This window comes from Nonomuraea sp. NPDC050202 (assembly GCF_040656115.1).
Lineage (GTDB): Bacteria > Actinomycetota > Actinomycetes > Streptosporangiales > Streptosporangiaceae > Nonomuraea.
In genome coordinates, this window is record NZ_JBFALF010000008.1 from 252,840 (window position 1) to 277,475 (window position 24,636).

Genomic DNA, 24,636 nt, shown 5'->3' on the forward strand with positions numbered 1-24,636 from the left:
AGGGCGTCCCGGCACAGGCCTGTCGATTCAGTTTCCTTCGGAAAACGTCGGGGTCGTGTCATGACAATGTCCCAAGATCGAGACATTCCTTGCGTTCAGCAGTCGGCGAGGGTGCAGATCTTGGCGAGCATGCGCTTGGTGTCGCTGGTCTGGCGCTTGAAGTCGGCCTTGGCGGGCTTGCCCCACTCGCCCGCGACGGTGTAGAGGATCAGGGCGTTCGCGCGGCGCGTGACGATGGCCCGCTCGCCGCCGACGGCCGGCTTCCCGCCCTGGTAGGCCTGCCCGGTCACCATCAGCCCCTTGTCACCCAGGCCGATCGCGGTGGCGGAGTAGCGGTAGGCGGCGCTGCCGCAGGCGCGTACGGCGGCCTCCAGGTCCCGCAGCGCCTTCCCGGCGGCGGCCGGCGAGGAGTAGAGCACCACCTGCTCCGACTTGGAGTAGTCGGGCACGGCCGTGTACGTCAGCGTCCTGGCCTGGGCGCGCCCCGTCCGGCCGAGTGCGGCCTTCTGGCACGGGTTCACGACCAGCGGCGCGGTCCTCTTGCCGGTGGCCGTCCAGCTCGTCTCCGGGTTGTCGTCCTTCTTGGCGGCTTCCTTCTCGTACAGGAGGAAGTTGTTCGGGATGGCGACCGTGGCCGCCAGCATCAGTGCTGCGATCATGGGTCAAAATGGTATGAGTGAACGACGAAGAGATCAGACGCGTCCTGGGCCTGCTCTACCAGGACGACACGTTGCAGACCTTCGCCTCCCTCGTGCTCGGCGCCACCGGCGAGCTGTCCCCCAAGGCGCTGCGGAAACTGGAGAACGGCGGTCTGGCGGCCCGCGACGAGAGCGGTGCGTGGCGAGCCACGCCCGAGCGCTTCCGCGACCTGCTGCGGGCGCACGCCGAGCCCCCGCAGGCGCTGAGCCCCGAGGAGCGGGTGCTGCGCACGTTCCTGGTGGACGGGCGGCTGACCACGACGGCGATGAAGCGCGACAAGCGGCTCGTCGTGCTGCGCTACATCGTGCGGGTCTTCGAGCCCGGCGTGCGCTATCCGGAGAAGGACGTGAACGTGGCGCTGCGGGCCTTCCACGACGACTACGCGGCGCTGCGCCGCTACCTCGTGGACGAGGAACTGCTGTCGCGGGAGGGCAACGTCTACTGGCGCAGCGGCGGGCCCGTGGAGATCTAGCGGTGATCTGGCGGTGATCTGGCGGTGATCTGGCGGTGATCTGGCGGAGGTCGCCGGGGCCAGGCGTCGAGGCCGGTCTGCCACTGGGTCCTGTCAGGCGGGGTTCAGGGTGGGGCGGCCCGGCTCGATGACGAACGAGCCGGAGGTGTAGGCGGGGGCGTGGGGCTCGGTGACGCGGGCCACCGAGCGGAAGTCGACCTTCATCTCCCGCTCGGTGATCCGGGTGCGCACGTAGCCGCGGCGGCCGTTGAAGAACTTCACGTGCGGGTTCTCCGCCAGCAGGATCCGCGTGTCGGGGTACTCGTCCAGGCCGTTGCCCGCGCTGGTGACCGAGGTGGTGACCAGCTCGACGGCCACGGACTTCGACCCGGGGTCGCGGTGGTCGCGCTTGACCTCGCCCGCCCAGTGGGAGTGCACGTCGCCGGTGAGCACGACCGCGTTGCGCCGGTACGCGTCGATGGCGGCGGTCAGCCGGTCGCGGGAGGCGACGTAGCCGTCCCAGCCCTCGTTGGAGTAGCCCTTGCCCTCGCCGTTGGCCCAGTCCATCTCCATGAGGAAGACCTGCTGGCCGAGCAGGTCCCAGGTGGCGCGCGAGCGCTTGAGCCGGTCGTCCAGCCAGGCCTCCTGCTCCCGGCCGAGCATGGTGCGGTCGGGCTCGAAGCGCTGAGCGCAGCCGGGGCCGACCGTGCCGCTCCTGCCGGTGCAGGCGTACAGGTCGCGGTACTGGCGGGTGTCGAGCAGGTGCAGGTTGGCGACCGCGCCCCAGCGGATGCTGCGGTACAGCTTGAGCGCCGCCCCGTCCGGTCTCTGGGCGCGGCGCAGCGGCATGTTCTCGTAGTAGGCCTGGAAGGCCGCCGCCCGGCGCTGGAGGAACGGTGGGCCGGGCTGCTCGGGCACGTCGCCGGCCCAGGCGTTGTCGATGTCGTGGTCGTCCCAGACCACGGCCCAGGGGGCGATGGCGTGCGCGAGCCGCGAGTCGGGGTCGGCCTTGTGCTGGGCGTGGCGCAGCCGGTACCCGGCTAGGTCGAGGCATTCGCCGCCGGCCTGGTCGCGTACGGGGTACTCGTAGTCTCCGTACTCGTAGACGTAGTCGCCGAGGAAGGCGATCAGGTCGGGCTGGTCCTCGGCCATCCTGCGGTACGGGGTGAACCAGCCGGACTGGTAGTCGGCGCAGGAGGCGAACGACAGGTTCAGCGGCCTGCCGCGGGTGCCGGGGGCGGGCGCGGTGAGGGTGCGGCCGGTGGGGCTGAGCTCGCCGCCGGCCTTGAAGCGGTAGAAGTACTCGGCGCCGGGGTCGAGCCCGTCGAGCTCGACGTGCACGCTGTGGGCCTCGTCGCGGCGGGCGATCTCTGAGCCGCGACGTACGACATGTCGGAAATTTTCGTCTTTGGCGAGCTGCCAGTGGACGGAGATCGCGCGGTCCGGCATGCCGCCGAGGCCGTCGAGCGCGATCGGGTCCATGGCCAGGCGGGTCCAGAGCACCACACCGTCATACGTGGGCTCGCCCGAGGCGACGCCGAGCTGGAAGGGGTCGGACAGAGGGGCGCGCCGGGCGGCCGCGCGCACCGGGGAGACCCCCGGTGCCGCGGACAGGCCCAGGCCGAGGCCCCCGGCGAGAAGTGAACGCCGGGTGATCATGGGGGTCCTTACGTGACGGTGGCGTTGCCTTCGGCGACAGCCTGGCCTGCGGCTTCCTGCGGAGAGAGTGCGCCGCGATACGGCTCGTTGAACAGCTGGTGAAGCTTCGTCCCGAACCTGTGAAGCCCATGAAGCCCGTGAAGCCGGTGGCGATCGGCAGCGGGAGGGTCGCCCCCTCCCGGGCCCGCTGCCGGTCACCCGGTGACCGGGCGCAGGCGGGCGCGGTAGTCGCGGGGCGGCAGGCCGTACTCCTTCCTGAAGGCCCGGCTGAAGTGGAACGGGCTGACGAAGCCCGAGGCCGCCGCCACCTGCCCGATGTCCATGTCGGTCACCTCCAGCAGGCTCGCCGCGTGCCGTACCCGGGCCCTGCGGACGGCCTGCATCGGCGGCTGACCCGTCACGTCGGCGAACAGGTGGGCGAAACGGGAGGGCGAAAGCGCGACCGCGCGGGCGAGCGAGGCGACCGAGTGCGGCGCGCCCGGCTCGGCCGCGATGATCGCCAGAGCGCGGCGGACCCGCTCGTCCCCCTCCTCGCCCCTGCCCTCGGGCCGGCCCCCGGGCCGCACTGTCGCGGTGGCCAGTACCAGCACCTCCTCCACGGCCCCCATCACCAGCTCCCGCGCCGCCCCGCCGGACACGACGGCCGGCACCCGCACCTCGCCGCCCCGTCCGTCGCGACCTCCGGCCGCCTCACCGCCGCCACGTCCGTCGCGACCTTCAGCCGCCTCACCGCCGCCACGTCCGTCGCGACCTCCGGCCGCCTCACCGGCGCCGCGTCCTTCGCGGCCTCCGGCCGGCTGGCCACCGCCCGCCCCTCCCTGCGGGGCCCAGGGCACCACCGGGAGCGGCGCGTCGGGCGTCCAGCGGGCGTCCTGACGCGCCCTCAGGAACGCCAGCCCGATCCGCTCGTGCACCCCTTCCGGCACCCCCGCCACCACATGGCAGCCGCCACCCACGGCATGGGGCCCCAGCCAGGCCGCCCAGGCGGCACGCGGCTGGAAGTGCACCCACCAGAACCGCCACCGCCCCGCCCCCGGCCGCACCCGGTAGTGCTGGGCCACCCCCGACCCCAGCACGGCCAGGTCCCCCGCCTCCACATGGAACGACACTCCACCCTGCTCGACGAGCCCGGCTCCCGACTCCGTCCACAACAGCAGCCAGCTCGGCGACCCGCCGGGGCGGCGCGTGGCGTACCCGGCCCCCTTGTCGTAGTGGCCCAAGATCATCAACTCGGCAGCAGGAACAGACAGGTCCTCAGCGGTCATGGGCATACCGTTGCACGACGGCGCTGCCTAGCGTGAGAGTCATGAGGCTCAACGACTTCCACGATCAGGGGTACACGCTGGTGCCCGGTCTCCTCGCGCCGGAAGAGGTGGCCGAGCTGCGGGACGAGTTCATGGCGCTGCACGCCCGGGGGCCGATCCCCGGCCACTTCGCGCCGCAGCCGCAGGTGCCGGGGCAGCCGTACGACATCCTGCGCGACTACCCCCGGATCATGCACCCCCACCAGGTGAACGACGTGGCCCTGCGCTACCTGCTCGACAGGCGCATCGGCGCGATACTGCGCGACCTGCTGGGCGAGGAGCCGATAGCAGCCCAGAGCATGTTCTACTTCAAGCCGCCGGGGGCCAGGGGCCAGGCGCTGCACCAGGACAACTTCTACCTCCGGGTCGAGCCGGGCACCTGCGTGGCCACCTGGGTGGCGCTCGACCGGGTGGACCGGGCCAACGGCGGCCTCGAGGTCGTGCCCGGCACCCATCTCATGGACCTGTTCTGCCCGGAGGAGGCCGACGAGGGCGTCTCGTTCACCCGCGAGTACGTGCCGCCGCCGCCCGGCCTGGAGAAGGTCCCCGTGGACATGAACCCCGGCGACGTGCTCTTCTTCAACGGCAGCCTCGTGCACGGCTCGGAGCCGAACAGCACCGATGACCGCTTCCGCCGCAGCTTCATCTGCCACTACGTGGGCCGCTCGGCGGAGCGGATCGCGGAGTACTACCCGACGCTCACCATGTCAGGCGAGCCCGTACGCCTCGAACCGGCGGTCGGCGGCGGCCCCTGCGGCACGGAGATCACCAGCGGCCCGCACTAGCCCCAGGAGATCACCAGCGGCTCGCACTAGCCCCGGAGACCATCGGCGGCTCGCACCTGACCGCCCGCCAGAGGCCACCGGTGGCCCGCACCAGCCATCCGCCGGAGATCACCGGGCCGCGCCGGCACCTCTCAGGGACCGCCGGGCAGCCCCGCTCATCCGCCGGAGATGTCCGACTCGGCGTCGCCGTCGGGGACGGGGCAGTCCCAGGGGTCGTCCAGCCACCCGTCAGGCAGGAGCACCTTGGACCGCTCCCCCGACTTGCCCCGCGGCGTGTCGGTGTTCGGCGGCCACGGCTGGTCGTGCTCCAGCTTGGCCAGGCCCGCCCGCAGCCCGTCGAGCGACTCGGCCGTGGCCAGCTCGCGCCGCAGCTCGCTGCCGACCGTGAACCCCTTCAGGTACCAGCCGACGTGCTTGCGGAAGTCGGCCACGGCGTACCGCTCGATGTCGAAGCACCGGGTCAGCCCCTCGGCGTGCCTGGCCATCACCTCGGCGACCTCGCCGAGGGTCGGCCGGGCCCGCTCGGGGCTGCCGTTGAACGCGTTCTCCAGGTCCTTGAACAACCACGGCCGGCCCAGGCACCCGCGTCCGACGACGACCCCGTCGCAGCCGGTGCGCGCCACCATCCTGAGCGCGTCGTCGGCGCACCAGATGTCGCCGTTGCCCAGCACGGGGATCTCGGGCACGGCCTCCTTCAGCCTGGCGACGGCCTCCCAGTCGGCGACGCCGCCGTAGTGCTGCTTGGCGGTGCGGGCGTGCAGCGCGATCGCGGCGACACCCTCCTCGGCGGCGATCCGGCCGGCGTCGAGGTAGGTCAGGTGGTCGTCGTCGATGCCCTTGCGCATCTTCATCGTCACGGGCAGCGGCCCGGCGTTCGCCACCGCCTCGCGCAGGATGCGGCGCAGCAGGTTCCGCTTGTACGGCAGCGCCGACCCGCCCCCGCGCCTGGTCACCTTGGGCACGGGGCAGCCGAAGTTGAGATCGACGTGATCGGCGAGGTCCTCCTCGGCGATCATCCGCACCGCCCGGCCCACGATCGCGGGGTCCACCCCGTAGAGCTGGATGCTCCTGGGCCGCTCCGACTCCTCGAACCTGATCATCCGCATCGTCTTGGGATTGCGCTCGACGAGACCCCTGGTCGTGATCATCTCGCAGACGAACAGCCCCGCGCCCTGCTCGCGGCAGAGCACCCGGAACGGCGCGTTCGTGATGCCCGCCATCGGCGCGAGCACCACGGGCGGCCACGCCTCAATCGGCCCAATCTTCACTCGAACAGTTGTAGCGCAGGTCAAGCCGCAACCGGTATTCGCGGATAGTCTGTTGATCGGCATCTTCGGGTTGAGGGGGATGGATGCTTCTTCGAGTGCGGCTGGCGCTGCCCGACAGACCGGGCTCCCTGGCCCAGGTCACCAAGGTCCTGGGCGTGGCGGGCGCCGACATCACGCAGGTGACCGTGCTCGACCGGGGCGCGGGCCGGGCCGTCGACGACATCACCGTCTTCTGCCCCGACAGCACGCCGAGGCAGGCCCTGCTCAAGAGCCTGCAGAGCGTGGAGGGCGTGACGGTCGAAGGCATCTGGACCACGCGCGAGGCGCCGGGCACCTACCCCGAGCTGGAGATCCTCAAGTACATCACCACCGCCGGCGACCGGGCGCTGACCACGCTCATCGACTCCCTGCCCGTCCTGTTCAGCGCCGACTGGGCCGCCATCGCGGCCGAGCGCCGCGTCGTCTACGCGAGCTGGCGCGCCCCTCAGGGCCTGGTCGTCCCGGAGGAGGTGCCGTCCCGTCCCACGGCCCTGACCCGGGACGGCGGCCTGCACCTCATCCACGCCCCGCTCCCGCCGCTGGCCCTGTCGCTCCTGCTGGCCCGCTCGGAGGGCCCCGCCTTCCACCGCATCGAGGTCCACCGCCTCACGAGGATCCTGGAGATCTTCCTCAGCCTCCCCGCCACCGAGCGCAGCGTGGCCCGCCAGCTGCGCAAGGAGGGCCGGCAGGCACCGGGCGGGGCTCACGAGTAAGCATCCGGTCGAGAAACGCGCTATTGTTAACCACGCAGCAACTGAATGCGGCGCGGAAGTGGCTCAGTGGTAGAGCATCACCTTGCCAAGGTGAGGGTCGCGGGTTCGAATCCCGTCTTCCGCTCGGAGAGGGTTTGACTCGGTGGCGTGGCCGAGAGGCGAGGCAGCGGCCTGCAAAGCCGTCCACACGGGTTCAAATCCCGTCGCCACCTCCAAGGACGATTAGCTCAGCGGGAGAGCGCTTCCCTGACACGGAAGAGGTCACTGGTTCAATCCCAGTATCGTCCACCATCCGGTAGAAGCCCCAGCGCACGCTGGGGCTTTCTGCTGTGGCCTGTCACTTGCGGCGTTGTGTCCGGCGTCTGCCGGCGAAGACGTTGGGGCCGGTTCCTGGAGGTCGCGCCCGGGGAGCCGCAGGCGCACGTCTCGTCGGCAGAGGCAGCAGCCGTGACCCCGGTTCGGCCGAGTTTCCCCCAGGGTTGAAAGTTTCAGTCGCCCGTTGACACCCTGGACGTGAGCGCTAACAATCACGGCACCTCCGCAAAATCGCCGCAAAATGTTAGCGCTACCAAGGAGTCCCCCGATGCTCCGCAGAATCCTGGCGGCCCTGTCGCTCCTCCTGTTAGCCCTGGTGGTCCCCGGCACCGGCCCGGCCCAGGCGGCCACCTCCTACACCAACCCCGTCAAGTCGCAGAAGGGCGCCGACCCCTGGCTGACGTGGTACGACGGCAACTACTACCTGATCACCACCAGCTTCACGAACACGCTGGTCGTCCGCCGCTCCCCCACCCTCGGCGGCCTGAACACCGCCCCCGGCATCCAGGTCTGGCAGGACACCACGTCCTCCCGCGGCACCAACTTCTGGGCCCCCGAGCTGCACCAGTTCAACGGCCGCTGGTACATCTACTACTCGGCCGGCGCGGTCGGCACGGCCTGCTGCGACAGCCAGCGCACCCACGTGCTGGAGAGCGCGGGCAGCGACCCCCTCGGGCCGTACACGTACCGGAGCATGCTGAGCGGCGCCAACCTCACCCCGGGCGGCTGGCTGATCGACGCCAGCCCGATGAGCCTGAACGGCTCCCTGTACCTGCTCGGCAGCGGCTTCATCGCCGGCAGCCAGCAGAGCCTCGTGATCGCGCCGATGAGCAACCCGTACACGCTGAGCTCCAGCACCTTCAGCCGGATCTCCAGCCCCACCCACAGCTGGGAGACGCAGGGCGGGACGGTGAACGAGGGGCCGGAGGCGCTGCAGCGCGGCGGGCAGACGTTCGTGATCTACTCGGCCAGCGCCTGCTGGGGGCCCGACTACAAGCTCGGGCAGCTCACCTACAACGGCGGCAACCCGCTCAGCGCGTCGAGCTGGGTGAAGAAGTCGACGCCGGTGTTCCAGCGCTCGGGCAACGTGTACGGCCCCGGCCACAACGGCTTCTTCACCTCGCCCGACGGCACCGAGAGCTGGATCGTCTACCACGCCAACAGCTCCAGCGGCGGCGGCTGCGACAACAACCGCACCACCCGCGCCCAGAAGTTCACCTGGAACTCCGACGGCACGCCCAACTTCGGCGCCCCTGTCGCCACCGGAGTCTCGCTGCCCGCGCCCGCCGGGGAGACCGCGGCCACGCCGGCGGCGTACACGCTGGTCAACCGCAACAGCGGCAAGTGCCTGGAGGTCTCCGGCGGCTCCGGCACGGACGGCGCGAACATCCAGCAGTGGGCCTGCAACGGCGGCGGCAACCAGCGCTGGCGCATCGAGGACCAGGCCGACGACACCAGCCGCCTGGTGAACGTGGCCACCGGCAAGGTCGCCGACGTCGCCGACTGCGCCGCCGCCGACGGCACCGACATCCGGCAGTGGAGCTGGCTCGACAACACCTGCCAGCGCTTCCGCCTGGTCTACACGGCCTCGGGCGGCTGGGTGCGGATCGTCAACGCCGCCACCGGCAAGGTCGCCGACGTGGCCGACTGCGGGACGGCGGACGGCACCGACGTACGGCAGTGGAGCTGGCTGAACAACGCCTGCCAGCAGTGGTCCATCCGGCCCGCCTGACCACCTGCCCCACACCTCGGTCCGCGCCTGCCCGCAACCCGCCGAACACCCCCGGCCCGCGCCGGCCGGCGACCCGCCCCATATGATCGCGCGCTCGCCCCTTCCGCCTGTTAGCGTTACCGCTGAGGGGGTGAGCCGCGGTGAAAGCCAAGCCGGGCAGGCCTGCGGTGCTCATGGACGTCGCCGTGCTCGCCGGAGTCTCCACCATGACCGTCTCGCGCGTGCTGAACACGCCCGATCTCGTACGCGCCGAGACCAGGGCCCGCGTGCTGGCCGCCGTGCGCGAGCTGGACTACCGGCCCAACCAGGCCGCGCGCCAGCTCGTCACCGGCCGCTCCGGCGTGCTCGGCGTGGTCAGCATCGACACCACCCTGTACGGCCCGGCCTCCACGCTCTACTGCATCGAGCAGGCCGCCAGGCACGCCGGCTACAACGTCAGCATCGCCAGCCTCAGCTCGCTCAACCGCAGGTCGATGGAGGAGGGCGTGCAGCGGCTGCGCACCCAGTCCGTGGACGGCGTGATCATCGTCGCGCCGCACGAGTCGGCCGCCGACGGGCTGCGCCACCTGCCGCCGGAGATGCCGGTGGTCGCGGTGGACGCCGGCGACGACATCCCGGTGCCCGTGGCCAAGGTGGACCAGCAGGCCGGCGCCGCCCGCGTCACGCGCCACCTGCTCAGCCTCGGCCACCGCAGCGTGTGGCACGTGGCGGGGCCCGCCGACTGGCTCGACGCCAACGGCCGCATCGAGGGCTGGCGCGGCGTGCTGGAGTCGGCGGGCCGGCCGGTGCCCGAGGTGCTGCGCGGCGACTGGAGCGCCCGCTCCGGCTACCAGCTCGGCCGCCGCCTCGCCGCCGACCCCGAGGTCAGCGCCGTGTTCGTGGCCAACGACCAGATGGCGCTCGGCGTGCTGCGCGCGCTGCGCGAGGCGGGGCGGCGGGTGCCCGACGACGTGAGCGTGGCGGGGTTCGACGACATCCCGGAGTCCGCGTACTTCTGGCCGCCGCTGACCACCGTGCGGCAGGACTTCGGCGAGGTCGGGCGGCACGCGTTCCACATGCTGCTGGACCGGATGGCGGGGGCCGAGCCGGAGGCGCGGCGGCTGGTCGAGCCCGAGCTCGTCGTCCGCGAGAGCACCGGCGCCGCGCCCGCGCGTTAGGCCAGCCGGATCACGTTCCACGACACCGGGGGCAGCAGGACCCGCAGCGGGTCGCGCTCGACGTCCGGGTTCGGGCGGGGCGTGATCCGCGTGGGGTCGTCGGCCGTGTTACGCGCGTAGACGTCCGGGTCGGTCAGCGTGGTGGCCTCGACGATGCGGACGCCGCCGAGCGCCCGGGCGTCGATCTCCAGCGACAGCGGCCCGTCCGTCGACCGGTTGACGGCGAACAGCGTCGTGCCCTCCGAGGAGGAGTGGGTGGCCACCGCGTGCAGCAGCGGCACCTCGCCGTGCGCCTTCGTCTCGTACGACGGCGAGTCCGGCTCCACGCGCAGCACGTCCCCGGCAGCGTGGCGGGAGGCCTGCGCGAAGGGGTGGAACGTGGTCTGCCGCCAGGCCCGCCCGCCGGGCTCGGTCATGATGGGCGCGATCACGTTCACGAGCTGGGCCAGGGAGGCGGCGGTGACGCGGTCGCTGTTGCGCAGCAGCGTGATCAGCAGCCCGCCGAACGTCACCGCGTCGGCGAGGTTGTAGTGGTCCTCCAGCAGGGGCGGGGCGACCGGCCAGTCCTGCGGGGCGCCGGCGTCGTGGAAGCGGGAGAGGTACCAGACGTTCCACTCGTCGAAGGAGATGTTGATCTTCTTGCGGGACTTGAGCCGCGCCCCGACGTGATCGGCGGTGGCCACGACGGAGGAGATGAAGTACTCCATGTCGGTCGAGCTGGCCAGGAAGCTGCCGAGGTCGCCGTCCCGCTCCTCGTAGTAGGCGTGGCAGGAGATGTAGTCGACCAGGTCGTAGGTCTCCTCCAGCACCTCGGCCTCCCACGAGCCGAACGTCGGCATGCTGGAGCTGGAGCTGCCGCACGCGACCAGCTCCAGCTTCGGGTCCACCATGCGCATGGCGCGGGCGGTCTCGGCGGCCAGCCGGCCGTACTCGCGGGCCGTCTTGTGGCCGGTCTGCCAGGGGCCGTCCATCTCGTTGCCCAGGCACCACATCCTGATGTCGTGCGGCTCCTTGGCGCCGTTGGCGATGCGCAGGTCGGACAGCGTGGTGCCCGACGGGTGGTTGGCGTACTCGAGCAGGTCGAGGGCCTCGGCGATGCCGCGGGTGCCGAGGTTGACGGCCATCATGGGCTCCACGCCCGCCTTGCGGCACCAGCGGACGAACTCGTCGACGCCGACCTCGTTCGTCTCGGTGCTGTGCCAGGCCAGGTCGAGCCGGCGCGGGCGCCGGTCGACCGGGCCGATGCCGTCCTCCCAGCGGTAGCCGGAGACGAAGTTGCCGCCGGGGTAGCGGACGGTGGACACGCCCAGCTCCCTGGTCAGATCGAGCACGTCGCGGCGGAAGCCGTCCTCGTCGGCCGTGGGGTGGCCGGGCTCGTAGATGCCGGTGTAGACGCAGCGCCCGAGGTGCTCCACGAACGTGCCGAAGGTGCGCCGGCGCACCGGGGCGACCTTGAAGGCGGGATCCAGGGTGAGTTTGGCCTGATGCACGGAGGGGGCTCCCTGTTTCTCGGGCGTTACGTGGTCCCGATTGTTAGCGTTATCACTGAGCCGGGTCAAGAGGGTGAGGGTCGCCGCAACCGGTTGCGGGCGGGCCCTTGACACGCTGCTTGTTACCGCTAACACTCGGGTAACCCCGCCGGAACAACGGGGTCCGCGCGGCAGCCTCCGCGATCCGGACGGCTCGCCCCACCGCCTTCGCGCCCAGCGCGAGAGGCCTGTCCACGGCTGCCCTGAACCTCCTGGATGTTAGCGAGAACATGGCCGGGCGATGGCTCGGTGAAGGAAGAGGCCCCAGTGCACGGTCCCCCCGATATCACCCGCCGGCACCTTCTCGGCGGCAGCCTCGCACTGCTCGGCGCCGCCGCCACGGGATGCGCGATCCCCGTGGGGCTCGGCTCGTCCCAGACCCGCGTGCAGTACTGGCACTTCCTCGGCGCCAGCGACGGCATCATCATGAACCAGATGGTCCAGGCGTTCGCCAAGGCCACCCCCGACGTCTTCGTCGAGGAGAACGTGCTCGCCTGGGGCGAGCCGTACTACACCAAGATCGCGATGGCCGGCTCGGGCGGGCGCTCGCCCGATCTGGCCACGTTCCATCTGGCCCGGCTGGCGGGCATCGGCGCTGGCGCCCTGCTCGACCCGTTCGACGTCAAGCTGCTGGAGGAGGTCGGCCTGCGGGCCGCCGATTTCAGCCCGCCCATCTGGGAGCGTGCCCATCTCGACGGCGTGCTGTACGCGATCCCGTTCGACGCCCACCCGATGGTGCAGTACTACAACACCGACATCTGCGGGAAGGCCGGGCTGCTCGGTCCCGACGGCAAGCTGCTGCCCACCAAGGGCGTGGACGAGCTCATCGCCCAGCTCACCAAGGCCAAGGAGGTGATGGGCGGCAAGCCGCCGCTGGCCTTCGACGCGCTCGGCCTCGGCACCGTGGGCCCGTGGCGGGTGTGGTGGTCGCTCTACCCGCAGAGCGGCGGCACCCTGCTGTCGGACGACGGCACGAAGATCACCATTGACGACGCCAAGGCCCTGGAGGCGCTGCGGCTCATGCAGCGGCTCGGCAAGGAAGGGCTGTGCGACTGGCGTACGGACTACGGCGCCTCCGTCGCCAAGTTCACCAACGGCGAGGCCGCGTTCCTGTGGAACGGCGACTGGGAGACCACCGGGCTCAAGGAACGCAAGACGCCGTTCAGCATGACGCGCTTCCCCGCCGTCTTCGGCACCGGCTCCGCGCAGGCCGACTGCCACGCGTTCGTGCTGCCCCACCAGCGCAACCGGGACCCCGAGGTGGAGCGGGCCACGTACCGGTTCATCGCCTACCTCGTCAAGAACAGCGCCGACTGGGCGGTGGCCGGGCACGTGCCCGCGTACCTGCCCGCGCTGGAGGAGCCCGACTACCTCGCGCTGCAGCCGCAGTCGGAGTACCGCTCCGTCATCACCGAGGTCGCGCTCGACCCGCAGGTGTGGTTCGCCGGGTCCGCCTCGCGGATGTGGATCGAGTTCGGCGAGGCGTTCTCCCCCGTCATCGGCGGCACGCGCACGCCGGAGGAGGGCCTGGCCGCCGCCAAGGCCGCGCTGGCCCGGCTGATGGCCGCCCCGAACCCCTTCCCCGACGAGGAGCGCCCATGACCGAGCTTGTCGAGGTCGTCGATGAACACAGCACCTCGGTCATGAGACCGACGAAGGAGGGCTCATGACCACGACCGTCGCGGCTCCGCCGACCGCCGCCCCCGTCGCCACGCCCAAGGTCCGGCGCGGCTGGACCCAGCACGGGATGGTGTTCGTGACGCCGTTCCTGCTGGTCTACGTGGCCTTCCTCGTCTGGCCGACCCTGCTCGGCTTCCAGATGAGTCTGTCCAGCGTGAACATCGCCGGCCGCAACAACAACTTCGTCGGCCTCGACAACTACCTTGAGGCGTTCGGCGACCCACGCATGTGGCGCTCGCTGTGGAACACGGTGGTCTTCACCGTGCTCAGCACGATCCCGCTGGTGTTCCTCGGGCTGGTGTTCGCGCTGCTGGTGCACAACCTGCGCTTCATGCAGTGGCTGTGGCGGCTGTCGTTCTTCGGGCCGTTCCTGCTGCCGTCGGCGGTCGTGTCGATCCTGTGGCTGCAGATGATCTACCCGCCCGACTACGGCCTGATCAACGGCACGCTCGGCATCGACGTGCTGTGGCTGGGCGACCCGTCCATGGCCATGTGGTCGGTCGTGCTGACCACCGTCTGGTGGACGGTCGGCTTCAACTTCCTGCTCTACCTGGCCGCCCTGCAGTCGATCCCGCAGCACCTGTACGAGGCCGCCGCCATCGACGGCGCCTCCGCCTGGGACAAGCTGCGCTCCATCACCCTGCCGCTGCTCGGCCGCACCACCGCGCTGATCGTGGTGCTGCAACTGGTGGCCTCGCTGAAGGTGTTCGACCAGATCTACCTGATGACCGGCGGCGGCCCGCAGGACTCCACCAGGCCGATCATCGAGTACGCCTACGACGTCGGCTTCACCGGTTACCGCACCGGCTACGCCTCGGCCGTGTCGTACATCCTGTTCGCCCTGATCGTCATCGTCTCCCTGGCGCAGCTCCGGCTGTTCCGCAAGCGCGAGGAGGTCGCGTCGTGACCAAGCGGTTCGGCTGGAGCCAGCTCATCCTGCTCGTCATCGCCCTGGTACTGGCGGCCGTCTGGCTCGCCCCCGTCCTGTGGGCGGTGGCCACCTCGCTCAAGCCCGAGGACGAGACCACCAAGCTGCCGCTGGAGTGGTTCGGCAGCGAGATCACCTTCGACTCGTACGCGCTGGTCCTGGGGACCGGCGGCATCGTCAAGTGGGCGATCAACTCGACCGTCACCGCCGTGATCGTCACGTTCCTGACCGTGCTGTTCTCGGCGATGGCGGCGTACGGGTTCGCCCGCACCCAGTTCAGGGGCCAGCGGGTGCTGCTGGCGCTGATCCTGGCCGGGATCATGGTGCCGCCGCAGGTGCTGATCGCGCCGCTGTTCGCCGAGATGGTCACGCTCGGGCTGGTGGACACGTGGTGGGCCATCATCCTGCCGCAGGTGGCGGCCCCGCTGATCGTCTACATCCTGGTCAAGTTCTTCCAGGACGTGCCGCCTGAGCTGGAGCAGGCCGCCTTCGTGGACGGGGCAGGGCGGTGGCGGGTCTTCTTCACCATCGTGCTGCCGCTGTCGCGGCCGGTGCTCGCCGCCGTGTCGATCTTCACGTTCATCAACACCTGGAACAACTTCCTGTGGCCGTTCCTGGTCTCCACCGACCCGAACACGATGACGCTGCCCGTGGGGCTGGCGAACGTGGTGCAGGGGACGTTCGGGCTCCGGTACGCGCAGATCATGGCGTCGGTGGTGCTGGCCGGGCTGCCGCTGCTGGTCGTGTTCGTGATGTTCCAGCGGCAGATCGTCAAGGGGGTGGCGCACACCGGGCTGGCCGGTCAGTGAGGCTTGGTGACTTCCGCGGGGAGGTCGTCGCCGGCGAGGCCGCGGTATGCGGCGGCGACCGCCTCGGGGGCGCGTAGCCAGGCCGTCCCTGGTGAGGGTCTTCATCGTGCGGGAGTCAGGCGCTCGTAGCAGTCGTAGTTGCGCTGGGCCACGATGCGGCCGTCGCGGAACTCCAGGAAGACCCCGAGGTGGGCGCGGAGCACGTGGCCCGCGGGGAGGTCGCCCAGAGGGACGGCGAGGGTGCCGGTCCACAGGACCTCCAGGGCGGCCCGGTCGCCTGACGCGATCGCGTTGAGCACCTCGAAACGCTGCTCGCTGATCGTCTTGGCGCCGCGCTCCGCCGCCGCGCGCAGGCCGTCGAGGTCGCGGACGACGCCGTCGGGGAAGAGCAGGTTGGGCAGCTCGTGGTGGACCACGTCGGGGTGGAGGTACGGCTCGGTGCTCGCGCCGTCGGAGACCGCCTGGTGGTAGCGGATGGCGAGGTCGATATGGGGGTGCATATATACAACCGTAGTTGTACAACCGTGGTTGTCAAGGGCAGGATGGGGGCATGCCCGTGGATCCGCGCGACCTCGAACTCGGCACCCTCGCCCTCTTCGTCGGCTCGGCCGCCGCCTCTGCCGTGCAGGAGGAGATGGCGGCTCAGGGGTTCACCGGGCTGCGGGTCTCACACGGGTACGTCTTCCAGCACCTCGTCGAGGAGGCCAGGACGATCGGGGAGCTGGCCGTGCGGATGGAGGTCACGCAGCAGGCGGCGTCCAAGGTGGTGGCCGAGCTGGAAGGGCTCGGTTACGTCGAGCGGGTGCCCGATCCGCGTGACGCCCGGATCAGGAGGGTACGGCTGACGGGGCGCGGGCGCGCGGCCGTGGCGGCGGCGCGGCGGGCACGGGCGGCGCAGGAGGATCGGCTGGCGGAGCGGGTCGGGCGGGAGCGGGTCGAGGAGTGCCGGGCGCTGCTCGCCGAGCTGCTCGACGAGCTGGGCGGAGCCGGGGCCGTCAGGCGGCGCGAGGTCCGGCCGCCCCGCTGAGTCGCCCCGCTGAGTCGCCCCGCTGAGCCGTCCCGTTGAGCCGTCCCGTTGAGCCGTCCCGTTGAGCCGTCCCGTTGAGCCGTCCCGCTGAGCCGTCCCGCTGAGTCGCCCCGGCCGCAGGTCACTCCTGGTGCGCTCGCCGGCCGCGGGGTTACTCCTGGTGGACGAGCAGCACGAAGGTGCGCGCGTAGGAGACCCCGCCGGCCGGGCGCGGCCAGTCGAGCTCCGCCAGCGCCCGCGAGCCCGCCTCGTGCCGGGCCCCGTTGACCCGGACCTCGGCGGTCTCCGTGCCGTCACCGCCGCCGAAGAACGCCCTGACCCCCACCAGGTTCCCCCGTTCGAGCGTGCCCTTGAGCGCCGGGGCCAGGTGCGGCAGCAGGACGTGCTGGACCGCCCACCGCTGGACGGCGTCGTGCTCGCCGCCCGTGCCCCAGCCGACGATGCCGCCGTGGATGGCGTGCCAGCCGGGGAAGCCGTCGGGGTCGTCCGGGGCGAAGTGGGCGGCGCGGGAACCGTCCTGGACGAGGAGCTCGAGCAGGGCACCGCCGGTCGTGCCGAGCCACATCTGGATCGCGCGGTCCACGGACTCCTCGACGGTGGCGCCGTACCCGGTCACGCAGTCGGAGACCGTGGTGTCCTGCGGGCGCTCGACGTTGAGCACGAAGTCGAGGTCGAGGTGGGCGGGGCTGCCGGTGTGGTCGGCGCCGAGCCGCACGGCCAGAGTGCCCGGGCCCTTCGCCATGCCGTCGCGGACCTCCCAGGGCTGCTCCGTGGCCGCGCTCAGGTGCTCGGCGACCATGCCCAGAACCGCCTCGTCCGCCGGCCGTACGCCGTCCATGCCCAACCCCTCGCCTCGCGCTCGCCTCGTCACCAGCCAGGCTAGTTGATCATCGGCATGGCGGGCGGGCCGGATCGGCGCGCCGGTCTCCCGGATCGCCGTGGCGGGGCGGCGAGATCCCGGTTTCACGGCCCGGCGGCGCACCGGCCGGGGGCGGCCTCTCCCAGGGAACTGCCAGGAACGCCAAGTAGTCTGCCTCTGCATGAACCGGCCCCGACTCCCCGTTTCCCCTGGTCCAGGCGGGCTCCACGACGCCGCGCCCGGTCATGGACGCCGTCCGGGGGAGTACATCACGTGAAGATCCGCTACCTCATGCTGCACGCCTTCGGCATGGGCGGCACCATCCGCACCGTGGTCAACCAGGCGAACGCGATGGCCGCCGCCGGCCACGACGTCGAGCTGGTCAGCGTGGTACGGCGGCGCGACGACCCGCAGTTCGGCCTGGACCCCCGGATCACCGTCAGCACCCTGGTCGACCAGCGCGGCGGCCGGCAGCCGGACTCGATGGCGCGCAAGGCATGGCGCAGGATGCGCGGGAAGGTCGTGCCGCGCGGCGAGTTCGCGGCCGGCTACTTCACCGAGCGCGTGGAGCGGGCCACCATGGAGTACGTCTCCCGGCTGCGCGACGGCATCCTGGTCACCACCCGGCCGGCGCTGAACCTGATCTCCGCCCGGCGTACCCCGAAGACCGTCATCCGCGTCGCCCAGGAGCACATGAACCTGTCGGCCTACCCCGACACCATCCGCAGGGAGATCGCCCGCTACTACGACCGCTTCGACGCGATCACCGTGCTGACCCGCACGAACCGCCTGGAGTACCAGCGACTGCTGCCCGGCACCCCGGTCGTGCAGATCCCGAACGCGGTGCACAAGGTCGAGCAGGAACGTTCCCGGCAGGTCGACCCCGTCGTGATCGCGGCCGGCCGGCTGGTGCCGCAGAAGGGGTTCGACCTGCTGATCAAGGCGTTCGCGCAGGTGGTGCCGGAGCATCCGGAGTGGCGGCTGCGCATCTTCGGCACCGGGCCGCGCAAGGGGCAGCTCGCCGGGCTGGTCGAGCAGCTCGGGCTGGGCGGGCACGTGGCGTTGCCCGGGCGTACCGACCGGCTGGAGCGGGAGCTGACCGACGCCTCCGTGTACGCGCTGAGCTCCCGGTTCGAGGGCCTGCCCATGGTGATGATCGAGGCCATGACGCACGCGCTGCCCGTGGTCGCCTTCGACTGCCCGACCGGGCCGAAGGACGTGCTGACCGACGGGGTGGACGGGCTGCTGGTGCCGCCGAGGGACGTGGACGCGCTGGCCGCCGCGCTCAACCGGGTCATCGCCGACCGGGACCTGCGGCTGCGGATGGGGCGGGCGGCGCTCAGGACGTCGCAGGCCTACGGGCCCGAGCAGGTGATGCCGTTGTGGGAGGACCTGTTCTCGGAGCTGGCGGCGGGCGAGCGCGTCACCGACAACTTCTGGCACGGCCGCTGACCACACCCCCGCCGCGTTGGTGCCATGTCCAGAAAAGATTTACCCTTTCCCACCTTCCCTGCCACATAAGGGCTTTCGAACGGCTTAGTCACGATATTTCGCTCTTTTCGTCAAGGGCACCCCAAGGCGGGCGGCATTCTGTGCCGTATGCGTAATCGGAAGGTGTTTCTGGCCGCCATGGCAGGCGCTCTTGCCCTGGTCACGGGGCTGACCGCGCCCGCGCATGCCGGCGTGACCACCACTCCGGCCGTCGTTTCCGTGGAACGCGACGCGCCCGCCGTGTACGGCCGCGCCGCCTATTTGATGGACGCTTCGTCCGGCGAGGTCCTGTTCGACAAGGACGGCGGCGAACGTCTGCCGGTCGCCAGCCTGACCAAGACCATGACCGCGTACCTGGTGCTGCAGGTCGCCACGCCCACCGACGTGGTGCGGATCAAGCCGGAGGACGTCGCGTACGCCGAGGACGGCGGCGGCACCACCGCCGACCTGCGCGCCGGCGACCGCCTCACGGTCGGCGAGCTGCTGTACGGCCTCATGCTGCCCTCCGGCGCCGACGCCGCCCACGCGCTGGCCCGCACGTACGGGCCCGGCGTCGAGGGCTTCGTGGCCAGGATGAACGCCACGGCGCGCTCGCTCGGCATGAACGACACCCGGTACGTCAACGCCGACGGCCTGCCCACCCCGGACGGCGACGGCTACTCCACCGCCAGGGACCAGGCCGTGCTGGCGGCCCACGCCCTGCGGGTGCCGCTCATCAAGGAGGTGGCCGGTACCCGCTGGCACGACCTCGACGCCACCGGCGAGCACCGCTCCTACAGCTGGCGCAACACCAACCGCCTGCTCGGCACGCCGGGCGCGATCGGGCTGAAGACGGGCTTCACGCGGGCCGCCGGGTACTGCCTGGCGTTCGCGGGCGAGTCGGACGGGCGCGTGCTGGTCGGCGTCCTGCTGGACGAGTCGGTCTCCAGCCGCCGCTTCAGCACCGCCGAGGCGCTGCTCTCGTGGGGCTCCGCCCGCCAGTCCGCCTGACCGCCAGTCCACCGGACGTCCGGACCGCCGGACCCCGCCGGATCGCCGGACCCCGCCGGATCGCCGGAACGCCGGATCGCCAGAGGCTGCCGCAGGATCGGCGGCGGCTGCCGTGGAGCGGCGGCCATGGACCGCGTTGATCTCTTGGGCTAGTTTGCCCGACATGAAGCTTCGAATCGCGTTAGGTGCGCTGTCAGCGGCCCTCGTGCTCGCCGCCCCGCTCCCCGCCCAGGCCGCCGCCACGCCCCAGCTCGGATGGGAGCTCAAGGAGACGGGGGTGACCGCACGCCTGCGCGGTCTGTCGCCCGTCAGCCGGCACGTGGTGTGGGCCTCGGGCTCCGGCGGGACCGTGCTGCGGACCGTCGACGGGGGACGCACATGGCAGAACGTCTCCCCGCCCGACACGGCCGCGCTCCAGTTCCGCGACATCGAGGCGTTCGACGCGTACCGGGCCGTGGCGTTGTCCATCGGAGCGGGCACGGACTCGCGCGTCTACCGCACGGAGGATGGCGGCCGTACCTGGGCGGAGACGTTCAGGAACGACGAGCCGCAGGCGTTCTACGACTGCATGGCCTTCTTCGACCGGCACCACGGGCTGGCCATGAGCGACCCGGTGAACGGCCGGTTCCGGATCCTGGCCACGGAGGACGGCGGGCGGAGCTGGCAGGTGCTGCCGCCGGACGGGATGCCCGAGGCGCTGCCGGGCGAGGCGGGGTTCGCGGCGAGCGGGCAGTGCCTGGTCGCGTCGGGCGGCCGGGACGTCTGGCTGGCCAGCGGCGGGGCCGAGCGGGCCCGGGTGTTCCACTCCCGCGACCGCGGCCGCACCTGGACGGTCGCCGACGCGCCGATCCCGGGCGGCGATCCGGCCCGCGGCGTCTTCGGCCTCGCCTTCCGCGACCGTCACCGGGGAATCGCGGTCGGCGGCGACTACCGTCCCGAGCAGCAGTCCCCCAGCGCGAGCGCGACCAGCCGCGACGGCGGCGCCTCCTGGCGCCCCTCCTCGACTCCCCCGCCCGCCTACCGGTCGGGTGTCGCCTGGCTTCCCCACCTTCCCTTCGCGGCTGTCGCCGTGGGGCCGTCGGGCAGCGATGTGACGTACTCGGGCGGCCGGACGTGGCAGACCTTCGACAGCGGGTCCTTCGACACGGTCGCCTGCACCCGGGACCGCTCGTGCTGGGCTTCGGGCGAGCAGGGCCGCCTCGCCAGGCTCACCCTCAAGTAAACCGACCCGCGCCGGCCGCACGCGCTCCCTGCCCCGAAGCCGGACCCGCCGCCCGGCACGGCGCGGGGACGTGCGCGGCGCGGGGACGTGCGCGGCGCGGGGACGTGCGCGGCGCGGGGACGTGCGCGGCGCGGGGACGCGGGGGTGGGGCGGGGGTCAGCGGACGCCGATGGGGCGGAATTGGATGCTGATGCGCGGGCCCGAGGGGCGGGTGGTCTTCGGGATGGCGTGTTCCCAGGTGCGCTGACAGCTTCCGCCCATCACGATCAGATCCCCGTGCCCCAGGTCGTGTCGGATCGAGGGCCCGCCGCCCCGCGGACGGAGCAGCAGGGAGCGCGGGCTGCCGACCGAGATGATGGCGACCATGGTGTCCTCCGTGCTGCCGCGCCCGATCGTGTCGCCGTGCCAGGCCACGCTGTCGCGGCCGTCGCGGTAGTAGCACAGACCCGCCGTACGGAACGGCTCGCCCAGTTCCTGGCCGTAGTGGCCGTCGAGGGCGCGTCTGGCGTCGTCGAGGAGCGGGTCGGGCAGGCGCTCGTCCTCGTCGTAGAACTTCAGCAGCCGCGGGACGTCCACGACCCTGTCGTACATGCGCCGCCGTTCGGCCCGCCACGGCACGTTCTCCGCGAGGCGCTCGAAGAGCGTGTCGGCGCCCGTCAGCCAGCCGGGGCGCAGGTCGATCCAGGCGCCGCGGTCGAGGTCAGTGCGGCGGACGGTGTCGCCGAGAGGCCCGATGCCGAGCTCCTCGTCGAGAGCGAGCAAAGATGCTTGGAACGCGGCTGTCATGCTGCCGAGTCTATGCCATACTTCAAACACGCATTCGATTTCGGGGAAGAGGCCTATTCGATCGACAGGTCGTGCGACGCTGGTGGGCACCGGATATGAGTGGCGTCGCCCCTCGGCCCGCACCGGAGGTGCAGAGGCCACCCATCGCTTCGTCACGCGAAGGAGCAGGCCATGCTCACCACGCACTACCTCCCCGGCTCCCCTTGCTGGGTCGACGTCAGCAGCCCCGACGTGGAGACGTCGATCTCGTTCTACACCCGGCTGTTCGGCTGGGATTCCATCTCGCTGGGGCCCGAGCACAGGCAGTACCGCTTCTGCCAGGTCGGCGGCCGGACGGTCGCCGGTATCAGCCCGGACTCCCCGGCGAGAGGGGGCGCGGCATGGCTGATCTACTTCCAGGCGCCCGACGCCGACACCATCGCGAAGACGATCGAGCAGGCGGGCGGCACGGTCCTGGCCGCGCCGTTCGACATCGAGGGGCAGGGGCGGATGGCGATGTTCGCCGATCCGGCCGGGGCGTCGTTCGCCGTCTGGCAGCCCGGCGCGACCAAGGGGCTCGGGCTGGTGACGGACGCGGGCTCGCTGGGGTGGGTCGAGCTGCACACGCCCGATCCCGCCGGCATCCGCGCCTTCTACCAGTCGGTGTTCGGCTGGCGTGTCGAGGATCTGCCGATGGGCGAGACGTCGTATCCCGTGATCTCGCCCGCGGAGGGTGACGAGTCCTCGGCGGTGGCCGGCATCGCCCAACTCCAGGCCGGTGATCGGCCGCACTGGCTGCCGTACTTCGAGGTGCCCGACTGCGATGCCACGGTGGCTCTGGGGCAGCAGCTCGGCGCGACGATGCGGGCTCCGGCGATGACCACCGAGGGGGTCGGGCGGCTGGCCTTCCTCGCCGATCCCTTCGGCGCACGGTTCGCGGTGATCACCAGCTCCGCCTGAGCCATGGTCACCCGGTCACCGGCTCCGTCCGAGCGGTGATGGGCCGGGCCGGGTGGGCGGTGACGGCCGGTCCGCTTGAGGTCGGGGCGGCCCGTCCCGGCCTCGGGTGCGGGGCCGGCGGTTGGCCTGCACGCACGCAGTTCGTGCAGGCCGACCCTCCCCAGCGTGGGCGAAATCCCAGCTCAGGGGCCTGGTTCCGGATACTCATTCCCTCCGGGACGCCGGCCTAACGTACGCGGCGGCGTACGCTCGTGTAACGTCCCGAGTGTGTTAACCCGTTACATGGCGGGCGCCGTGATGGCCCGCACCGGTGATGAGATGTCCGGGCCCGCCCTGCTCGTCACGGGGCTGGCCGTCACCGGGTCCCCCCTGCTGGCCTCGTCGGTGCTGGCGGGGCTGACCGTCTCGGCCGCCGTCGGAGGGCCGCTGCTAGGGGTGCTGCTCGATCGGGCGCGGCGGCCGGGCAGGGTGCTGGGGTGGTGCCTCGCCGGGTACGCGGGCGGGCTGCTGATGGTGGCCGGCGGGATGGCGGGGCAGGTGCCCGGGGCCGTTCTGGTGGCCGTCGCGGTGGTGACGGGGCTGCTGGGGCCGGCGCTCACGGGTGGATGGACGGCGCAGCTCCCCTTGGTGGCCGGGCCCGGGAGGTTGGCGAGGGCGACGGCGTTCGACTCGATGAGTTACAACGTGGCGGGGCTGGCGGGGCCCGCGCTCGTCGGGGTGATCGCGTCGGCGGGTGGTGGCGTCATGGCGGTGCTGGTGAGCGTCGGGATGCTGGTCGCCGCGTTGCCCGCCGCCCGTGGGCTGCCCCCGGCCGGCCCGCGTCCGGCGGGTGGTGAGGAAGGCGGGGCGCCCGGGTGGCGGGCCGTCCGGGAGGAGGTGCGGGCGGGGTTCCGGGCGATCGTGTCGAACGGGGCGCTGCGGCGGGCGACCGTGGCGTCCATGGTGTCGTGTTGCGGGCTGGCCATGGTGGTCGTGTCGGCCCCGGTGCTCGGTGCCCGGCTGAGCGGGGAGAGCGGGCATGGCGCGTTGCTGCTGGCCGTCGTCGCCGCCGGCGGGCTGGTGGCCAACGCGGCCCTGAGCGGCACCTCGCGATGGGCGGGGGCACAGGCGGCCGGAACGGCGGTGGAGGGGGTCGGAACGGCGATGCCGGTGGCCGGAACGGCGGTGCAGGCGGTCGGGACGGCGGTGCTGGGGGCCGGGGTGGTGGTGATGGCCTGCTCGCAGACGTACTGGATGGCCGTGGTGGGGGCCGCCGTGGCGGGAGCGGGCGAGGGGCCGCAGCTCACCGCGCTCTTCGCGGTACGCCATCGCGAAGCGCCCGCCCGGCTGCGCGGCCAGGTGTTCACCACGGGCGCCAGCTTGAAGATCACCTCGTTCGCGATCGGGTCCGCGGTGGCCGGGCCGCTGGCCGCGTACGCGGTGAGCCTCGCCCTGCTGGCCGGCGCGGCACTACAGGCGGTGGCCGTCGCGGTGCTCCTCGTCAGGCGGTGACCCTCCAGCGACGTCAGGCGAGGCCCTCCAGCGTCGTCAGGCGGCGGCCCTCCAGCGGCCGATGAGCCGCACGTCACACCGGCGGCCGGCCACCGGTGGCGGGTGAGGTGCGGGAGCGGTGGGCGGCGACGCGTTCCCTGGTGGCGCAGCGGCTGCTGCAGTAGCGGCGCGGGCTGCCACCGCCCACGTCCAGGTACGGACGCCCGCAGCTCCCGGACGCGCACAACCCGCCGGGAACCCGCTGGTGATCGGCGAGCAGCACCGCCAGCGCCATCGCCGACGACGTCAGGAACCACTCCCCCCACGGAGCGTCGTCCCCGCTGTCGACGTGCAGGTGCCAGCTCGACGTCCCCTCATGGCTGGTCAGCCGGGGAGCCCGGGCGGACTCCGCGAGGAGCCGGTTGAGCAGCGCCGCCGCCTCGCCGGTGGTGGCCGCGCCCAGCACCTCGCACAGGCGCGACGCCGCGGCGCGCATCGCGGTCACGTCGTCCTCGCTCAGGTCCAGCTCGCCGGTCTCGCCGTGCGCGCGCAGGACCCTCGTCACCGACGCGGCGGACGGCCGCTCGTACAGCAACTCCACGCACAGCTCCACGGCCCGCACGGCCATCGCCTTCGTCGAGTGCACCTTCACCCATGCAGCGTATGCCGAAGCCGTCCGGCCGCCGCGGGCCGTGACGACGAACGCGGCAGAGCGTCCTGGTGGCCGGTCAATCACAGGAGCAGCGCGGCGGAGAGCCGGCCCGCCGGCTCCCTGCCGCAGCGG

General features: G+C 71.9%; 23 protein-coding genes and 3 tRNA genes. 17 read left to right on the top strand and 9 right to left on the bottom strand.

The genetic code is table 11. The features are described 5' to 3' along the window. Window positions 1-95: 95 nt before the first annotated feature. On the bottom strand, window positions 96-659 hold the full coding sequence (locus AB0I79_RS23960) for a hypothetical protein (RefSeq protein ID WP_357876403.1): 564 nt from the start codon (window positions 657-659) through the stop codon (window positions 96-98). Window positions 660-676: 17 nt separating this feature from the next. On the opposite strand from AB0I79_RS23960, the gene AB0I79_RS23965 reads away from it, so the two are divergent. Beyond that, window positions 677-1,171 carry a DUF2087 domain-containing protein gene (locus AB0I79_RS23965; RefSeq protein WP_357876405.1) on the top strand — a complete coding sequence of 165 codons (495 nt, stop codon included), beginning with the start codon at window positions 677-679 and terminating at the stop codon, window positions 1,169-1,171. 93 nt (window positions 1,172-1,264) lie between these two features. Here AB0I79_RS23965 and AB0I79_RS23970 read toward each other — a convergent pair whose 3' ends face one another. Together AB0I79_RS23970 and AB0I79_RS23975 are read right to left on the bottom strand one after the other, a co-directional pair. Beyond that, the gene (locus AB0I79_RS23970) at window positions 1,265-2,809 is read right to left on the bottom strand and encodes an alkaline phosphatase D family protein (protein WP_357876407.1); all 1,545 of its coding nucleotides are present in this window, start codon (window positions 2,807-2,809) and stop codon (window positions 1,265-1,267) included. Window positions 2,810-3,003: 194 nt separating this feature from the next. Then, entirely contained in the window at window positions 3,004-4,074 is a 1,071-nt protein-coding gene (locus AB0I79_RS23975; protein WP_357876409.1) for an AraC family transcriptional regulator, read from the bottom strand. Between the two features lie 41 nt (window positions 4,075-4,115). On the opposite strand from AB0I79_RS23975, the gene AB0I79_RS23980 reads away from it, so the two are divergent. Then, on the top strand, window positions 4,116-4,898 hold the full coding sequence (locus tag AB0I79_RS23980; RefSeq protein WP_357876411.1) for a phytanoyl-CoA dioxygenase family protein: 783 nt from the start codon (window positions 4,116-4,118) through the stop codon (window positions 4,896-4,898). A 155-nt stretch (window positions 4,899-5,053) separates the two neighbouring features. On the opposite strand, the gene dusB is transcribed toward AB0I79_RS23980, so the two are convergent. After that, window positions 5,054-6,166, bottom strand: a complete 1,113-nt coding sequence (gene dusB, locus AB0I79_RS23985) for a tRNA dihydrouridine synthase DusB (protein ID WP_357876413.1) — start codon at window positions 6,164-6,166, stop codon at window positions 5,054-5,056. A gap of 83 nt (window positions 6,167-6,249) precedes the next feature. On the opposite strand from dusB, the gene AB0I79_RS23990 reads away from it, so the two are divergent. The 6 genes from AB0I79_RS23990 to AB0I79_RS24015 all read left to right on the top strand — a co-directional run bounded on the left by AB0I79_RS23990 (window position 6,250) and on the right by AB0I79_RS24015 (window position 10,122). Continuing rightward, entirely contained in the window at window positions 6,250-6,918 is a 669-nt protein-coding gene (locus AB0I79_RS23990) for an ACT domain-containing protein (protein WP_357876415.1), read from the top strand. A gap of 52 nt (window positions 6,919-6,970) precedes the next feature. Beyond that, window positions 6,971-7,042: transfer RNA gene (locus AB0I79_RS23995), tRNA-Gly, on the top strand. 17 nt (window positions 7,043-7,059) lie between these two features. Next, window positions 7,060-7,133: transfer RNA gene (locus AB0I79_RS24000), tRNA-Cys, on the top strand. Window position 7,134: 1 nt separating this feature from the next. Continuing rightward, window positions 7,135-7,209, top strand: a tRNA-Val gene (locus AB0I79_RS24005). A 292-nt stretch (window positions 7,210-7,501) separates the two neighbouring features. Beyond that, window positions 7,502-8,965 (top strand): family 43 glycosylhydrolase, encoded by a 1,464-nt coding sequence (locus AB0I79_RS24010; RefSeq protein ID WP_357876417.1) that lies wholly within the window; start codon window positions 7,502-7,504, stop codon window positions 8,963-8,965. 173 nt (window positions 8,966-9,138) lie between these two features. Then, window positions 9,139-10,122, top strand: a complete 984-nt coding sequence (locus AB0I79_RS24015; RefSeq protein WP_357876601.1) for a LacI family DNA-binding transcriptional regulator — start codon at window positions 9,139-9,141, stop codon at window positions 10,120-10,122. Here the strand turns inward: AB0I79_RS24015 and AB0I79_RS24020 are convergent. Further along, window positions 10,119-11,612, bottom strand: coding sequence for an alpha-N-arabinofuranosidase (locus tag AB0I79_RS24020; protein ID WP_357876419.1), 1,494 nt, complete (start codon window positions 11,610-11,612; stop codon window positions 10,119-10,121). The genes AB0I79_RS24015 and AB0I79_RS24020 overlap by 4 nt on opposite strands. Window positions 11,613-11,918: 306 nt before the next feature. Here AB0I79_RS24020 and AB0I79_RS24025 point away from each other — a divergent pair, with 306 nt between their 5' ends. The 3 genes from AB0I79_RS24025 to AB0I79_RS24035 all read left to right on the top strand — a co-directional run bounded on the left by AB0I79_RS24025 (window position 11,919) and on the right by AB0I79_RS24035 (window position 15,068). Next, window positions 11,919-13,253, top strand: coding sequence for an extracellular solute-binding protein (locus AB0I79_RS24025; protein ID WP_357876421.1), 1,335 nt, complete (start codon window positions 11,919-11,921; stop codon window positions 13,251-13,253). Window positions 13,254-13,317: 64 nt separating this feature from the next. After that, window positions 13,318-14,238: a sugar ABC transporter permease gene (locus AB0I79_RS24030; RefSeq protein WP_357876423.1), complete on the top strand. Its 921-nt coding sequence runs from the start codon at window positions 13,318-13,320 to the stop codon at window positions 14,236-14,238. Further along, window positions 14,235-15,068, top strand: a complete 834-nt coding sequence (locus AB0I79_RS24035) for a carbohydrate ABC transporter permease (RefSeq protein ID WP_357876425.1) — start codon at window positions 14,235-14,237, stop codon at window positions 15,066-15,068. Before AB0I79_RS24030 ends, AB0I79_RS24035 begins: the two co-directional genes overlap by 4 nt. 101 nt (window positions 15,069-15,169) lie before the next feature. Here the strand turns inward: AB0I79_RS24035 and AB0I79_RS24040 are convergent, their stop codons facing one another. Then, window positions 15,170-15,568: a nuclear transport factor 2 family protein gene (locus tag AB0I79_RS24040; RefSeq protein WP_357876427.1), complete on the bottom strand. Its 399-nt coding sequence runs from the start codon at window positions 15,566-15,568 to the stop codon at window positions 15,170-15,172. A gap of 50 nt (window positions 15,569-15,618) precedes the next feature. On the opposite strand from AB0I79_RS24040, the gene AB0I79_RS24045 reads away from it, so the two are divergent. Next, window positions 15,619-16,095 carry a MarR family transcriptional regulator gene (locus AB0I79_RS24045; RefSeq protein ID WP_357876429.1) on the top strand — a complete coding sequence of 159 codons (477 nt, stop codon included), beginning with the start codon at window positions 15,619-15,621 and terminating at the stop codon, window positions 16,093-16,095. 151 nt (window positions 16,096-16,246) lie between these two features. On the opposite strand, the gene AB0I79_RS24050 is transcribed toward AB0I79_RS24045, so the two are convergent. After that, window positions 16,247-16,933, bottom strand: a complete 687-nt coding sequence (locus AB0I79_RS24050; RefSeq protein WP_357876431.1) for a DUF6348 family protein — start codon at window positions 16,931-16,933, stop codon at window positions 16,247-16,249. 294 nt (window positions 16,934-17,227) lie between these two features. Between AB0I79_RS24050 and AB0I79_RS24055 the strand changes: the two genes are divergently transcribed. The 3 genes from AB0I79_RS24055 to AB0I79_RS24065 all read left to right on the top strand — a co-directional run bounded on the left by AB0I79_RS24055 (window position 17,228) and on the right by AB0I79_RS24065 (window position 20,657). Further along, window positions 17,228-18,406, top strand: coding sequence for a glycosyltransferase family 4 protein (locus AB0I79_RS24055; protein ID WP_357876433.1), 1,179 nt, complete (start codon window positions 17,228-17,230; stop codon window positions 18,404-18,406). A 177-nt stretch (window positions 18,407-18,583) separates the two neighbouring features. Beyond that, the gene (locus AB0I79_RS24060) at window positions 18,584-19,435 is read left to right on the top strand and encodes a D-alanyl-D-alanine carboxypeptidase family protein (protein WP_357876435.1); all 852 of its coding nucleotides are present in this window, start codon (window positions 18,584-18,586) and stop codon (window positions 19,433-19,435) included. Between the two features lie 163 nt (window positions 19,436-19,598). Further along, window positions 19,599-20,657, top strand: coding sequence for an oxidoreductase (locus tag AB0I79_RS24065; protein WP_357876437.1), 1,059 nt, complete (start codon window positions 19,599-19,601; stop codon window positions 20,655-20,657). Between the two features lie 156 nt (window positions 20,658-20,813). Here the strand turns inward: AB0I79_RS24065 and AB0I79_RS24070 are convergent, their stop codons facing one another. Then, window positions 20,814-21,443: an alpha-ketoglutarate-dependent dioxygenase AlkB gene (locus AB0I79_RS24070; protein WP_357876439.1), complete on the bottom strand. Its 630-nt coding sequence runs from the start codon at window positions 21,441-21,443 to the stop codon at window positions 20,814-20,816. Window positions 21,444-21,614: 171 nt separating this feature from the next. Between AB0I79_RS24070 and AB0I79_RS24075 the strand changes: the two genes are divergently transcribed. Together AB0I79_RS24075 and AB0I79_RS24080 are read left to right on the top strand one after the other, a co-directional pair. Further along, entirely contained in the window at window positions 21,615-22,382 is a 768-nt protein-coding gene (locus AB0I79_RS24075) for a VOC family protein (RefSeq protein WP_357876441.1), read from the top strand. 267 nt (window positions 22,383-22,649) lie between these two features. Further along, entirely contained in the window at window positions 22,650-23,873 is a 1,224-nt protein-coding gene (locus AB0I79_RS24080) for an MFS transporter (protein ID WP_357876443.1), read from the top strand. A 73-nt stretch (window positions 23,874-23,946) separates the two neighbouring features. On the opposite strand, the gene AB0I79_RS24085 is transcribed toward AB0I79_RS24080, so the two are convergent. Further along, a complete protein-coding gene (locus AB0I79_RS24085) occupies window positions 23,947-24,504 on the bottom strand; it encodes a CGNR zinc finger domain-containing protein (RefSeq protein WP_357876445.1) in 558 nt (185 codons plus the stop codon). Window positions 24,505-24,636: the final 132 nt, after the last annotated feature.

Bases quoted from the DNA above. Each gene is read 5' to 3' on its own strand.
- AB0I79_RS24040 (WP_357876427.1), bottom strand. From the start codon at position 15,568: ATGCACCCCCATATCGACCTCGCCATCCGCTACCACCAGGCGGTCTCC.
- AB0I79_RS23975 (WP_357876409.1), bottom strand. From the start codon at position 4,074: ATGACCGCTGAGGACCTGTCTGTTCCTGCTGCCGAGTTGATGATCTTG.
- AB0I79_RS24075 (WP_357876441.1), top strand. From the start codon at position 21,615: ATGCTCACCACGCACTACCTCCCCGGCTCCCCTTGCTGGGTCGACGTC.
- AB0I79_RS24015 (WP_357876601.1), top strand. From the start codon at position 9,139: ATGGACGTCGCCGTGCTCGCCGGAGTCTCCACCATGACCGTCTCGCGC.
- AB0I79_RS23990 (WP_357876415.1), top strand. From the start codon at position 6,250: ATGCTTCTTCGAGTGCGGCTGGCGCTGCCCGACAGACCGGGCTCCCTG.
- AB0I79_RS24070 (WP_357876439.1), bottom strand. From the start codon at position 21,443: ATGACAGCCGCGTTCCAAGCATCTTTGCTCGCTCTCGACGAGGAGCTC.
- AB0I79_RS23960 (WP_357876403.1), bottom strand. From the start codon at position 659: ATGATCGCAGCACTGATGCTGGCGGCCACGGTCGCCATCCCGAACAAC.
- AB0I79_RS23970 (WP_357876407.1), bottom strand. From the start codon at position 2,809: ATGATCACCCGGCGTTCACTTCTCGCCGGGGGCCTCGGCCTGGGCCTG.
- AB0I79_RS24065 (WP_357876437.1), top strand. From the start codon at position 19,599: ATGAAGCTTCGAATCGCGTTAGGTGCGCTGTCAGCGGCCCTCGTGCTC.
- AB0I79_RS23980 (WP_357876411.1), top strand. From the start codon at position 4,116: ATGAGGCTCAACGACTTCCACGATCAGGGGTACACGCTGGTGCCCGGT.
- AB0I79_RS24010 (WP_357876417.1), top strand. From the start codon at position 7,502: ATGCTCCGCAGAATCCTGGCGGCCCTGTCGCTCCTCCTGTTAGCCCTG.
- AB0I79_RS24045 (WP_357876429.1), top strand. From the start codon at position 15,619: ATGCCCGTGGATCCGCGCGACCTCGAACTCGGCACCCTCGCCCTCTTC.
- AB0I79_RS24060 (WP_357876435.1), top strand. From the start codon at position 18,584: ATGGCAGGCGCTCTTGCCCTGGTCACGGGGCTGACCGCGCCCGCGCAT.
- AB0I79_RS24050 (WP_357876431.1), bottom strand. From the start codon at position 16,933: ATGGACGGCGTACGGCCGGCGGACGAGGCGGTTCTGGGCATGGTCGCC.
- AB0I79_RS24030 (WP_357876423.1), top strand. From the start codon at position 13,318: ATGACCACGACCGTCGCGGCTCCGCCGACCGCCGCCCCCGTCGCCACG.